The organism is Allocatelliglobosispora scoriae (assembly GCF_014204945.1).
GTDB lineage: Bacteria > Actinomycetota > Actinomycetes > Mycobacteriales > Micromonosporaceae > Allocatelliglobosispora > Allocatelliglobosispora scoriae.
The window spans coordinates 3,263,792-3,276,290 of the sequence record NZ_JACHMN010000002.1 but is presented as its reverse complement, the minus strand read 5'-3'; the positions used below and the strand labels follow the sequence as shown (position 1 = coordinate 3,276,290).

Below are 12,499 nucleotides of genomic sequence, written 5' to 3'. Positions count from 1 at the left end.
CGGTCCGATTTATGACTGTGATCTCGGTCCCAGGACCCGGCATCTCGCAACATCACCGAGCTAGCTTCGTGAACGAAACGGTTTCGTTTCGCCGCCGCACGGCGGTCCGGGGGGCTTCGGAGGTGAGCACGTGGTACGTCGCATCGATCGAGAGCCCGAGCTCTTCGCCGCAGTGCTGGACCTGCTGCGCGAGGTGGGCTATGAGCGCTTGACCATGGACGCGGTCTCGGCTCGGGCCCACGTCAGCAAGGCAACGATCTATCGGCACTGGCCGGGGAAGCCGCAGCTCGTCGCCGAGGCGCTGCGGCAGAAACACTTCGAGACGGCCGTCCTGCCCGACACGGGCGATCTGCGCGACGACCTGCTGGCGATGCTGCAGGTCATGGCTCGGATGTGCATGGACGACGCCCCGATGCTGCAGTCCATCGCCTTCGCGATGCAGAGCAACGCCGAGCTCGCGGAGATCGTTCGCGCCCAGGTGCTGCCGGAGAAGCGCTGCGACGTCGAGGACGTCATCCGCCGTGCCGTGGAGCGCGGCCAACTGCCGGCCACCGCGCTCGAGTTCGACCTCGTGCACGAGCTGGTCCCCGCCCTGCTGCTGACCCGCTTCATCGCCCACGGCCAGCCGCTCGACGACGAGTACATGGTCCGGGTCGTGGATCAGATCCTGATCCCGCTGCTCCACCGCTGAACACTGCTCAACCGCAAGACTGCACCGAGAGGAACCACCGTGACCGCAACCGTGATCGAGGCCGCCCCGGGGAAGGAACCGGCGCCAGCCGTCGAACCCTTCCCCAAGCGCTGGCTGGCCTTGGCCGTCCTTGCCCTAGCCCAACTGATGGTCGTGCTCGACGCGACGGTCGTCAACATCGCCCTGCCGCAGGCCCAGGCCGAACTCGGCATCACCGACGCCAACCGGCAGTGGGTGCTCACGGCGTACACGCTGGCGTTCGGTGGTCTGCTGCTGCTCGGCGGGCGCATCGCCGACTACTGGGGCCGGCGCAGGGCCTTCGTGCTCGGCGCGATCGGCTTCGCGGTGGCGTCCGCGATCGGTGGTCTCGCCCAGTCCGGCGAGATGCTCTTCGCGGCCCGGGCGCTGCAGGGTGTCTTCGGCGCGCTGCTCGCCCCGGCCGGCCTGGCGCTGCTCACCGGCCTGTTCACCGAGGCGAAGGAGCGGGCCAAGGCGTTCGCCGTCTACGGTGCGATCGCCGGTGGTGGCGCCGCGATCGGCCTCGTCCTCGGCGGTGTGCTCACCCAGTACGCCGACTGGCGCTGGTGCCTGCTCGTCAACATCCCGATCGCGCTGATCGCCGTCTTCGCCGCCCTCGCGGTGGTGCCGGAGAGCCGTGCGCACGGCGACACGAAGTACGACGTGCCGGGCGCCGTGACCGCGACCCTCGGCCTCGTCTCGCTCGTCTACGGCTTCACCCAGGCCGCGGACAAGGGCTGGAGCGACAGCGCCACGCTCTCCTTCATCGCGGGCGGTCTCGTGCTCCTCGCCGCCTTCGTCATCATCGAGCTGCGCTCGCGCAACCCGCTGCTGCCGATGCGGATCATCCTGGACCGCAACCGGGGCGGTGCCTACCTCTTCTCGATGATGGTCGGCATCGGTCTCATGGGGGCGTTCCTGTTCCTCGCGCTCTACTTCCAGATCGTGCTGCAGTACACGCCGCTGGAGTCGGGCCTCGCGATGCTGCCGGTCACGGCGGGTGTCTTCATCGCCGCGGGTCTCGCGACCCAGCTGGCGGTCAAGTTCGGGCCGAAGCCGCTCATGGTCGCCGGTGGCCTCATCGCCGCCTCCGGCATGCTCTACCTGACCCAGATCGGGCTGGACACCGCGTTCGTCACGCACGTCCTCCCGGCGGAGCTGCTGCTCGGCCTCGGGCTCGGCTTCAGCTTCGTGCCGCTGTCCAGTCTGGCGCTGGTCGGCGTACCGGAGCACGACGCCGGTGCGGCGAGCGCGACCCTCAACGCGACGCAGCAGATCGGCGGCTCGCTCGGCGTGGCGCTGCTCAGCACGATCGCCACGACGGCCGTCACGAGCTGGTCGGCGAAGCAGGCGGTCCAGGGTCCGATGATCCAGTTCCAGGCACTGGTCCACAGCTACCAGGTGGTCTTCGCCTGGGGTGCCGGGTTCCTCGCGCTGGGTGCGGTCATCGCGGCCTTCATCATCAAGGCCACCAAGGACGACCTCCCGACGGATGTGGCCGCAGTCCACATGGGCTAAGCGCCACGCCAAGATCGTCGCAACTCTTCAAGAGCTGGTCCTAAGGCCTGGCGGCCTGAGGCGCCAACTCTTGAAGAGTTGCGACGATCTTGCGCTCAGACGTTGCGCTCGAATACCAGGCGCAGGCCGACCAGGGTGATCATCGGTTCGTGGTGGGTGATCGTCGAGCACTCGGCCACCACCACCGGAGCCAGCCCGCCCGTCGCGATCACCGCCGTCACCGGACCCAGCTCGGCGATCATCCGGGTCACCACCCCGTCGACCTGCCCGGCGAAGCCGTAGACGACCCCCGACTGCAGGCACTCCACGGTGTTCTTGCCGATCACCCGCGGCGGCTTGACCAGCTCGACCTTGCGGAGCTGGGCGGCCCGGGCGGCGAGCGCCTCGACCGAGATCTCGATCCCCGGCGCCAGTACGCCACCGAGGAACTCCCCCCGGTCGGAGATCGCGTCGAAGTTGGTCGACGTACCGAAGTCGACCACGATCGCCGGCCCGCCATATAGGTGGAACGCGGCGAGGGTGTTGACGACCCGGTCGCTGCCGACCTCCTTGGGGTTGTCGATGGCGAGCTGCACACCGGTCTTCACCCCCGGCTCGACGATCACCGTCGGCACCCCGGCGTAGTAGCGCGCCAGCATCGTCCGCAGCGTACGCAGCGCCGCCGGCACGGTCGAGCACGCCGCAACCCCGGTGATCTGCACGTTGTCGCCGCTCAGCAGCCCGCGGAAGAGCAGCCCCAGCTCGTCGGCGGTGTTGCGGGCCTCGGTCTTGACCCGCCACGAGTGGATGATCTTCTCGCCCTCGAAGGTGGCGAGGACCGTGTTGGTGTTACCGATGTCGATGCAGAGCAGCACGGTGTCACCGGGTCCCGGCGGGGTCGACGCGCAGGTCGAGTGCGATGTCGACGATCGGCGACGAGTGGGTGAGCCCGCCGACGCTGAGGTAGTCGACGCCGGTCTCGGCGACCTTGCGGGCCACCTCCAGGGTCAGCCCGCCGGTCGCCTCCAGCTCGGCGCGCTCGCCGACCGCCTCGACCACCTCGCGCAGCAGCGCGGGCTCCATGTTGTCGAGCAGCAGGAAGCCGGCCCCAGCATCGACGGCTTCGCGGGCTTCGTCGACGGTCGTCACCTCGACCTGGATCGTCACGTTGGGGTATGTCCGCTGGACCGCCTCGAAAGCCGCCGTGATCGAACCCGCGGCGAGCTTGTGGTTGTCCTTGATCATGGCCACGTCGTAGAGGCCCATCCGCTTGTTGGTGCCCCCACCTGCGCGGACGGCGTACTTCTCCAGCACCCGCAGTCCCGGCGTCGTCTTACGGGTGTCGAGCACCGTCGCCTTCGTCCCGGCCAGCTCGCGAGCCCAGGCCGCCGTGTGGGTGGCGACCCCGGACATCCGCGACAGCAGGTTGAGCGCGGTCCGCTCGCCCATCAGCAGGATCCGGGTCGGCCCGGTCACGGTCGCGAGCACCGCGTCCCGCGTCACCACCGCGCCGTCGTCCACTCCCGCCTCCCAGTGGGTACGCCCACCGCCGCCCTCGTCACAGAGCTGCTCGACGGTCTCGAAGACCGCACGGGCGACCTCCAGACCGGCGATGACCCCGTTGGCCCGGGCGACGATCTCCGCCGTACCGAGTTGGTCGGCCGGGATCGTCGCGGTGCTGGTCACGTCGGTCCACTCCGCGCCCAGGTCCTCCAGCAGCGCGGTCTGAATGATCCGCTCCACCTCGCCGGGCTCCATGCCCCGTGCGGCGAGTGCGCGAGCTGTCTCTTCCCTCATGCGATCGGCTCCCATTTCTCCGTAACGTTCCCGCCGCCGGTGCCCTCCCCGTCGGTTTCGAGCCCCGCCAGCAGGTGGCCCCGCCACGCGTCGCTCGCCTCCGGAAAGTCCTCGCGCCAGTGACAACCGCGGGTCTCCTCGCGAAGTGTCGCTGCGGCGACCAGCGCCGCGGCGACGGTCAGCAGGTTGAGCAGTTCCCACTCGGCGTTGCCCCGGCCGGTGACGGCGATCCCGTCGAGCACCTCCTGGGTCTCGGCGAGCGTCTTGCCGCTCCGCAGCACCCCGGCACCCCGAGTCATCGCCCGCTGCACCGCAGCCCGCCCGTCCGCGACCGCGGCCACACCCTCAAGATCGTCGCAACTCTTCAAGAGTTGGTCCTTCAGCGGCGCTGGGTCGGCCTGGGGCGGCAGGTCCCGGGTGATGTCGGCGGCGATCCGGCGGCTGAAGACGAGCCCCTCCAGCAGCGAATTCGACGCGAGCCGATTCGCACCGTGTACGCCCGTGCACGCCACCTCGCCGCAGGCGTAGAGCCCGGGGATCGAACTCCGCCCGTGCAGATCCGTCCGCACACCGCCGCTCGCGTAGTGCGCCGCCGGTGCCACCGGTATCAGATCGGTCGTCGGATCCACCCCCGCCGCGTGGCAGTAGGCCGTGATCGTCGGGAATCGCCGCGTCACATCGCGGACGTGCCGGGCGTCGAGCCAGACGTGATCCGTCCCGCCGGCGAGCATCGTCCGGTGGATCCCCTTCGCCACCACGTCACGCGGCGCGAGTTCGGCGAGTTCGTGGCGGCCGACCATGAACCGCTGACCGTCATGGTCGAGCAGGAAGGCACCCTCGCCGCGCAGCGCCTCCGAGACGAGCGGCTGCTGCGACATCCCGGAGCTGGCGAGGTAGAGCGAGGTCGGGTGGAACTGCACGAACTCCAGGTCGGTGACGGTCGCACCGGCCCGCAGGGCGAGCGCGACACCGTCGCCGGTGGAGACGACGGGGTTCGTCGTGGCGGCGAAGACCTGGCCCATCCCGCCGGTGGCGAGCACGACGGCCCGGGCGAGGATCGCGCCGACGCCGTCGGGGGTGCCCTCGCCGAGCACGTGCAGGGTGATGCCGCAGGCCCGGCCGTCCGCGTCGGTGAGGAGGTCCAGCACCAGGGCGTGCTCGACGAGGCGGATCCACGGGTCTCGGCGGACAGCGGTGTGGAGCGCGCGCTGGACCTCGGCGCCGGTCGCGTCGCCACCGGCGTGGACGATCCGGTTGGCGTGGTGGCCGCCCTCGCGGGTCAGCATCAACGTGCCGTCGGGGTTGCGATCGAAGCGGGTGCCCCAGCGGATGAGCTCGCGTACGCGACTCGGCCCCTCGGTGACCAGGATGTCCACGGCGGCGGGATCGCAGAGGCCGACTCCCGCGACGAGGGTGTCCTGCGCGTGCGCGGCGGGGGTGTCGAGCGGATCGAGGACGGCCGCTATGCCGCCCTGTGCCCAGCGGGTCGAGCCGTCGTCGATGTTCACCTTGGTCACGACCGTGACGTGCAGACCGGCCTCGCGCAGGTGCAGTGCGGTGGTGAGCCCGGCGATCCCGGAGCCGATGACCACGACATCGGTCGGCTCGGCCCAGCCGGGCTCCGAAGCCGGAAGTCTTAGCGGGAGGTGCATCCCCTCAGTCAACCGTGTCTCAGGCACCCAGCGACCGCTGGGTGCCCAAAAACACTGTCATCACATCGGGAGGCCTTTGGAGCCCGCACCCTTCATGGACTTGGTGACCGTCTTGCGGTCCAGCCACAGCCAGCAGCGGACGGCGTGGTCGCCCTCGTTCCACTCGGCCTGGCTGGGGTAGCTGGTGACGATGCCCGTCCGGTACTTCACGGTCGAGGCGCTGACGTTGGCCCACTTGGCGATGATCTTGTAGCAGGCATCCCACATCGCCTGCTTGTTCTTCAGCGCCGCGTAGGACTTCGCGCCGAAGTAGGAGCCCGCGTACTCCGCGTTGTGCTTCGAGGTGCAGGCGATCGGGGTGAAGCCCGCGCCGCTCTTGTAGTTCTGGCAGCCGATCTTGACACTCGCGTCGGTCTTCAGCGCGTCCTTCAGGCTGGACTTGCGGCTGACGGCGTCGCCGTAGAGGTCGTCGAGCTGCACCACCTCGCAGCGGAACCACCGGGTGCCGCTGATCCACGCCTCGGAGCTAGGCATCGAGACGCCGATCCAGAGCTTGCCGTCCTGCCAGTGGCCGCCGAGGAAGGCGGTCGACTTGGCGTCGCACTCGGCGAGCGCCGCGAGCAGCTCGGGGCCGCCACGGCTGGGGACGTTGCGCACGGACTCGGGGAAGGTCCCGACGTGGACGACCTCGGTCTTGTGCTCGTCGGTGCAGGCGATCGGCAGGTAGTTGCTGCGGTAGATCGTCTCGGTGAACGCGGCGGCCTGGCAGTTGCCCGGCTCCGGCGACCAGCCCGTGGGCGGCTTGATGTCGGTCCACTCGTCGGCGATGGCGGCATCGACGCCCTGCGGCAGGCTCGTGCACCCGCTCATCAAAATTGCTGCGGCACCCGCCATTGCTACCGCCGCGATCCAACGCCGCATGCTGCTGACCTCCCCAGAGCAGCGCCATCCATCGGCGCTGAGCCGCGAGCATACGACACGGGAAGGACAGTCGCCGCCCCACCGAAAAGGCGGATACGAAGAGTGCTCAGCTCGTTACGGCACCGCTGACGAGGTCGCCGACCATGCCCTCGACCGCTTCGGCGGGGTCGGTGCCCAGCTCGATCACGCGGTTTTCGGCATCGACGTGGACGATCCGGGGCTGATAGGTGCGCGCCTGCATCTCGTCCATCTGACCGTATGAGATGAGGATCACCAGGTCGCCGGGGTGCACGAGGTGCGCGGCAGCGCCGTTGATGCCGATCACGGCGGAACCGGCCGCGCCGGGGATGACGTAGGTCTCCAGTCGCGCGCCATTGGTGACATCCACGATCGCGACCTTCTCACCGGGGAGGAGGTCGGCCGCCGCGAGCAGATCCGAGTCGATCGTCACCGATCCGACATAGTGCAGATCGGCCTGGGTGACGGTGGCCCGGTGAATCTTGGACTTGAGCATGGTCCGGAACATCAGTGGTCGTCCTTCAGCGCGATGGCGATGTTGTCGATGAGTCGGGTCGTGCCGAGGCGGGCCGCGATGAGCAGCCGGGCAGGTCCGGAAGCCGGGACCTCGCCGAGGTCCGCGCCACGCAGCACCAGGTAGTCCACGTCGATCCGCGGGTCGAGAGCGGCCTGCGCCGCCGCGAGCACAGCGTCGGCCCGGTGCTCGGCGGCACCGGCCCGCAGCGCGGCCGAGAGCCCCAGGGCGAGCTGCCGCTGGTCATCGTCGAGGTAGCGGTTGCGGCTGGAGAGCGCGAGGCCGTCGGCCTCGCGGACCGTCGGCACGCCGACGATCTCGACGGGCAGGTCCAGGTCGCGCGCCATCGCCCGGATCAGCGTGAGCTGCTGGTAGTCCTTCTCCCCGAAGAGCGCCACGTCGGCCGCGGTGAGCGAGAGCAGTTTGAAGACCACGGTGAGTACGCCGGCGAAGTGCCCCGGCCGCACCGTCCCCTCCAGCTCCGTGCCGAGCTGCCCGGGGTCGACCGTGATCGTCGGCGTGCCCTGCGGGTACATCCCGTCGCGGCTGGGGGTGAAGACGATGTCGACCCCTGCTCGCTCGCAGGCGGCGAGGTCGGACTCGAGGGTGCGCGGATAGCGGTCGAAGTCCTCGGCGGGCCCGAACTGCAGGGGGTTGACGAAGATCGTGGCGATGACGTGGTCGGCCTGTCCGGCCGCCGCACGCAGCAGCTCCTCGTGACCGCTGTGCAGGGCGCCCATCGTCATCACGACGGCGACCCGGCCGGTCAGCTTCTCCCGCGCGGCGCGAAGCTCGGCGGGGGTCTGCAGAACCTTCACGCCTTGGCCCCCTCGCCGACGACGGTCCCGACGGCAGCGGCGCTCTCGGGGTGCCCGGCGAGGACATCGAGCAGCGGCTCGGCGTCGGTGGGGCGCAGCCGGCCGACGGCGATGGCCCGGTCCGCAGTGCGCCGGGCGAGGGCGAGATAGGTCGGCACCGATTCGGGCGCGACCGCGCTGAGGGCGGTGACGTGCTTGGCGACCGTGCCGGCGTCGCCCCGGGAGACGGGTCCGGTCAGCGCGGCGTCACCGAGGTGCAGCGCGTTGCTGAGCGCGGCGGTCAGCAGCGGCGCGAGCACCATCTCGGGGTTGGTCACCCCGGCGTCGCGGAGCCGGTCGGCCGCCTCGTTGACGAGCGTGACCAGGTGGTTGGCGCCGTGGGCGAGCGCTGCGTGATAGAGCGGCCGGTCGGCCTCGGCGATCCACTCGACCTCGCCGCCGAGGTCGCTGACGAGCACGTCGGCGATGGGCGCGAGGTCGATCGGCGCGGTGACGCCGAAGGAGATGCCGTCGGCGAGCCGGTCGAGGTCGGCGGTGCCGCCGGTGAAGGTCATCGCGGGGTGCAGGGCGAGGGGTCGCGCGCCGAGCTCGACGGCGGGCTCCAGGACCGAGAGTCCGTGGGCGCCGGAGGTGTGCGCGACGATCTGGCCGGGGCTGATCGCACCGACTGCGGCGAGACCTGCGACGACGCCCGCGAGGGAGTCGTCGGGGACCGAGATGATCAGCAGGTTCGTCGCGGCGCGGGCCACCTCGTCGGCGGGCAGCAGCTGCGCCATCGGGAGGAGGGTGGCGATGCGGTGCCGGGTCGCTGCCGAGGTGCCGGAGGCGGCGACCACTCGGTGGCCGGCGGCTTGCAGCGCCGAGCCGAGAACGGAGCCGACGCGTCCCGCGCCGATGATGCCGACGGTAAATGTCATGGCCTTGATCCAGTCCGTTGCAGGGGTACCGGTCGAAGGCCAGTATGCGCGCGGGTCCCGGATGCTGGACAAGCCTTTGTGACGATGTCCTCTAAGGGATTAACCGGCGGACAGAATGGGTCTACGCGTCGTAGTCCACGACCAGATTTTCGCTGGTCGGCACGGCCTGGCAGGTCAGGACATAACCGGCCGCGACATCCTCCGGTTCGAGTGCCCAGTTGGTGACCATGTTCACATTTCCTTCAACTACCCGGGCGCGGCAGGTGGAGCAGACGCCGCCCCGGCACGCGAAGGGCAGCTCAGGTCGCACGCGCAGAGCGGCGTCGAGAACCCGCTCGCCGGAGTCCATCGTGAGCGAGGTCGCCCGCCCGTCGAGCTTGATGGTGACGGTGACATCACCGGATTGCGCCGTCGAGGCACTCGGCGCGGACGGTCCGGCCGAGTCGGCGTGGAAGAGCTCGGTGTGCACGATCGCTGCGCCCTCGCGGGAGAGCACCTGCCGGGCTCCCTCGACCATGCCCTGCGGGCCGCAGAGGAACCACTCGTCCACCGGCCCCACCAGCGGGAGGAGCCGCTCGACTCGCTCGGTGTCGAGGCGTCCGTGGAAGAGCTCGATGTCGTGCGCCTCGCGGGAGAGCACGTGGAGCACCTGCAGCCGGTCGGGGTAACGGTCCTTGAGATCGGCGAGTTCGTCGGCGAACATCACGCTCGCCGAGGTGCGGTTGCCGAAGAGCACGGCGAAGGTGCTCCCCTGCTCGATCTCGAGTCCGGCGGCGATGAGGGAGAGGACCGGGGTGATCCCCGACCCGGCCACGATCGCTCCGTAACGCCGGACACGGCCGGGCACGAAGTCGGTGCCGAACCGGCCCAGCGGCGGCATCGCCTCGACGATGTCGCCCGCCTGCAGCTCCATCGCCGCGGCGGAGAAGGCGCCCCCGGGCAGCACCCGGACGCCGATCCGCACCGTCCCGCCGTGCCGCAGCTCACTCGGGGGCGAGCAGAGCGAGTAGGAGCGGCGCAGCTCCGGATCGAAGGTGAGGTGCTGACCCGGCTGGAAGGCGAAGTCGGCGAGGCTCCCGGCCGGGACAGCAAACGTGATCATCAGGGCGTCCGGGCAGAGCCGGTCGACCTCGGTGACCGTGAGCTTGTGGAACTTCATCAGAACGGCCTTATCGCGTCGAACGGCTCGGCGCAGGAGGTGCAGCGCCAGATGGACTGGCAGGCGGTGGAGCCAAAGCGGCTGATCTGCTCGGTGTGGCCGGAGCCGCAGCGCGGGCAGTGCGGTGCGATCTGCAGCAGCACCGTCGAGCCGCGCGGTGCCTGGTGCGGCGGTGCGATGCCCGCGAGCGCCAGCGCGGTACGGCCGGACTCGGTGATCATGTCGGTGCTCCACGGCGGTGAGAGGGTCGTGACGATCTCGGCGTCGGGGTGCCCGGCCTCGGCGAGCGCACCCACGATGTCCTCCCGGATCGCGTCCATCGCCGGGCAGCCCGAATAGGTCGGAGTGATCACGACCCGCACGTGCCCCTGCGCGCCGACGTCGACCGAGCGCAGCACGCCGAGCTCACCGATGGTGATGACCCGCAGCTCCGGGTCGAGCACCGCACCGACCAGCTCCTCCAGCCTGCTCGCCTCGGCGGTCACCATTGCGCCCCCGGGTGCGCGCGGTGCAGCACCTGCATCTCGCCCAGCAGGTAGCTCAGGTGCTCGGTGTGCCGCCCGGCCCGGCCGCCGTCGCGCACCGGGCCGTCGGCCGGTCGCGGCAGCGTCGCCTCGGCGAGCACCGGCTCGATCAGAGCCAGCCAGGCCGCCCGGTCGTCGCAGACCTCCGATGAGTACGCCCAGAGCCCCTCCACCGCAGCCGCCATCCGATCGTGCGACTCGGGTGTCCCGTCGCCCAGCCGGATCGTCCACCGGCTGGCGTGGTCCACGTGGTAGGCCGACTCCTTCGCCACCTTCGCCGCGATCGGTGCGAGCGGTCCGCCCTCGGCGGCGATGGTCCGATAGCGCAGAAGCTGAGCCGACGAGAGGAAGAGCAGCTTGGCGATGGTCCACCCGAAGTCCAGGTCGCCCCGGTAGGGCCCGTTGGGCAGCTCGACCAGCAGGCAGTTGCGGAACTCGTGATCGGCACGCAGGAAGGCGAGCTCGTCCTCGTCGCCGACCTCGGCGAGGAAGAGGCGGGCGGCGCCGAGCTGGTCGAGCGCGATGTTGGCGAGCGCCACGTCCTCCTCCATCGAGGGTGCGCGGGCCGACCACTCGGCGAGCCGCTGCGCCGCGATGAGCGCGTCATCGCCGAGCTGAAGGGCGAGCTCTGTCCCGGTCACAGGTGTGGCGCTCCGTCCGGCACGGCGTAGAACGTGGGGTGGCGGTAGATCTTGTCGGCGGCCGGGTCGAAGAAGGCGTCCTTCTCGTCCGGGCTGGACGCGGTGATCTCGTCGGCGCGGACCACCCAGATCGAGACGCCCTCCTGCCGACGGGTGTAGAGGTCACGCGCATTGCGCAGCGCCATCTCGGCATCGGGTGCGTGCAGGCTGCCGACGTGGGTGTGGGAGAGCCCGCGCCGTGGCCGGACGAAGACTTCGAAGAGGCTCATCGGTCGCTCCCGTCGTGCTTGGCCGCGTAGGCCTCGGCCGCAGCACGGACCCAGGCTCCGTCGGTGTGGGCGCGCCGCCGGTGGGCCATCCTTTCGGCGTTGCAGGGTCCGTCTCCCTTGACCACGCGCATCAGCTCCTCGAAGTCGGGTGAGGTGTAGTCGTGGTGCCCGCGCTCCTCGTTCCAGCGCAGCTCCGGGTCGGGAATTGTGAGCCCCAACACTTCAGCCTGGGGGACGCACATGTCGACGAAGCGCTGCCGCAGCTCGTCGTTGGAGTGCCGCTTGATCTTCCAGGCCATCGACTGGGCGCTGTGGGTGGAGTCGGCGTCGGGCGGGCCGAACATCGCCAGCGACGGGTACCACCAGCGGTTGATCGACTCCTGCGCCATCTCGTGCTGCGCGGCGGTGCCGTTGCTCAGCGTGTAGAGGATCTCGTAGCCCTGGCGCTGGTGGAACGACTCCTCCTTGCAGATGCGGATCATCGCGCGGGCGTAGGGCCCGTAGGAGCAGCGGCAGATCGGCACCTGGTTGACGATCGCGGCGCCGTCGACCAGCCACCCGATCGCACCCATGTCTGCCCAGGTCAGCGTGGGGTAATTGAAGATGGAGCTGTATTTCTGACGGCCCGTGAGCAGCGCGTCGACCAGCTCGTCGCGGCTGATGCCGAGGGTCTCGGCGGCGGCGTAGAGGTAGAGCCCGTGGCCGGCCTCGTCCTGCACCTTGGCGAGCAGGATCGCCTTGCGCTTGAGCGAGGGCGCCCTGGTGATCCAGTTTCCCTCCGGCTGCATCCCGATGATCTCGGAGTGCGCGTGCTGCGCGATCTGGCGGATGAGCCCCTTGCGGTAGGCGTCGGGCATCCAGTCTCGCGGCTCGACCTTCTGGTCGGCGGCGATCACCGCCTCGAAGGTCTCCTCGGCGGTCCGTCCGTCGTCGTGCGCCAGCCGGTTGAGTGCGGCCTCCCGCAGGTCCGCCTCGGCCGCGGCAACCTCGCCGAGCAGTGTGTCAGCCATATTCACAGTGTTACAGCGTCGCGCGGATCCGGCAAGTAGGTGTCACACGGAAC

At 70.0% G+C, this 12,499-nt stretch carries 14 protein-coding genes; 2 read left to right on the top strand and 12 right to left on the bottom strand.

Annotated elements, in window-relative coordinates:
- Window positions 1–130: 130 nt before the first annotated feature.
- Both F4553_RS20535 and F4553_RS20530 read left to right on the top strand, forming a co-directional pair.
- Complete coding sequence (locus tag F4553_RS20535) at window positions 131–691, top strand: TetR/AcrR family transcriptional regulator (protein WP_184838360.1); 561 nt, start codon at window positions 131–133, stop codon at window positions 689–691.
- 147 nt (window positions 692–838) lie between these two features.
- Window positions 839–2,227 (top strand): DHA2 family efflux MFS transporter permease subunit, encoded by a 1,389-nt coding sequence (locus F4553_RS20530; RefSeq protein WP_184840966.1) that lies wholly within the window; start codon window positions 839–841, stop codon window positions 2,225–2,227.
- A gap of 95 nt (window positions 2,228–2,322) precedes the next feature.
- Here the strand turns inward: F4553_RS20530 and F4553_RS20525 are convergent, their stop codons facing one another.
- From F4553_RS20525 to paaA, 12 genes are all read right to left on the bottom strand, one after another.
- Entirely contained in the window at window positions 2,323–3,081 is a 759-nt protein-coding gene (locus F4553_RS20525) for a type III pantothenate kinase (RefSeq protein ID WP_184838358.1), read from the bottom strand.
- Window positions 3,082–3,085: 4 nt separating this feature from the next.
- Window positions 3,086–4,003, bottom strand: coding sequence for a carboxylating nicotinate-nucleotide diphosphorylase (gene nadC / locus F4553_RS20520; RefSeq protein WP_184838356.1), 918 nt, complete (start codon window positions 4,001–4,003; stop codon window positions 3,086–3,088).
- Window positions 4,000–5,655 (bottom strand): L-aspartate oxidase, encoded by a 1,656-nt coding sequence (locus tag F4553_RS20515; RefSeq protein WP_184838354.1) that lies wholly within the window; start codon window positions 5,653–5,655, stop codon window positions 4,000–4,002. Before F4553_RS20515 ends, nadC begins: the two co-directional genes overlap by 4 nt.
- A gap of 60 nt (window positions 5,656–5,715) precedes the next feature.
- A complete protein-coding gene (locus F4553_RS20510; RefSeq protein WP_184838352.1) occupies window positions 5,716–6,576 on the bottom strand; it encodes a septum formation family protein in 861 nt (286 codons plus the stop codon).
- Between the two features lie 106 nt (window positions 6,577–6,682).
- Window positions 6,683–7,102, bottom strand: coding sequence for an aspartate 1-decarboxylase (gene panD, locus F4553_RS20505; RefSeq protein WP_184838350.1), 420 nt, complete (start codon window positions 7,100–7,102; stop codon window positions 6,683–6,685).
- On the bottom strand, window positions 7,102–7,926 hold the full coding sequence (gene panC / locus F4553_RS20500; RefSeq protein WP_312875282.1) for a pantoate--beta-alanine ligase: 825 nt from the start codon (window positions 7,924–7,926) through the stop codon (window positions 7,102–7,104). Before panC ends, panD begins: the two co-directional genes overlap by 1 nt.
- The gene (locus tag F4553_RS20495; protein WP_376776279.1) at window positions 7,923–8,852 is read right to left on the bottom strand and encodes a Rossmann-like and DUF2520 domain-containing protein; all 930 of its coding nucleotides are present in this window, start codon (window positions 8,850–8,852) and stop codon (window positions 7,923–7,925) included. The genes panC and F4553_RS20495 overlap by 4 nt, the downstream gene beginning before the upstream one ends.
- 112 nt (window positions 8,853–8,964) lie before the next feature.
- Window positions 8,965–10,002 (bottom strand): 2Fe-2S iron-sulfur cluster-binding protein, encoded by a 1,038-nt coding sequence (locus F4553_RS20490; RefSeq protein WP_184838346.1) that lies wholly within the window; start codon window positions 10,000–10,002, stop codon window positions 8,965–8,967.
- A complete protein-coding gene (paaD, locus tag F4553_RS20485) occupies window positions 10,002–10,487 on the bottom strand; it encodes a 1,2-phenylacetyl-CoA epoxidase subunit PaaD (RefSeq protein WP_376776232.1) in 486 nt (161 codons plus the stop codon). The genes F4553_RS20490 and paaD overlap by 1 nt, the downstream gene beginning before the upstream one ends.
- Window positions 10,484–11,167 carry a 1,2-phenylacetyl-CoA epoxidase subunit PaaC gene (paaC, locus tag F4553_RS20480; RefSeq protein WP_184838342.1) on the bottom strand — a complete coding sequence of 228 codons (684 nt, stop codon included), beginning with the start codon at window positions 11,165–11,167 and terminating at the stop codon, window positions 10,484–10,486. Before paaC ends, paaD begins: the two co-directional genes overlap by 4 nt.
- Window positions 11,164–11,436 carry a 1,2-phenylacetyl-CoA epoxidase subunit PaaB gene (gene paaB / locus F4553_RS20475; protein WP_184838340.1) on the bottom strand — a complete coding sequence of 91 codons (273 nt, stop codon included), beginning with the start codon at window positions 11,434–11,436 and terminating at the stop codon, window positions 11,164–11,166. The genes paaC and paaB overlap by 4 nt, the downstream gene beginning before the upstream one ends.
- Window positions 11,433–12,446, bottom strand: coding sequence for a 1,2-phenylacetyl-CoA epoxidase subunit PaaA (paaA, locus tag F4553_RS20470; protein WP_184838339.1), 1,014 nt, complete (start codon window positions 12,444–12,446; stop codon window positions 11,433–11,435). The genes paaB and paaA overlap by 4 nt, the downstream gene beginning before the upstream one ends.
- Window positions 12,447–12,499: the final 53 nt, after the last annotated feature.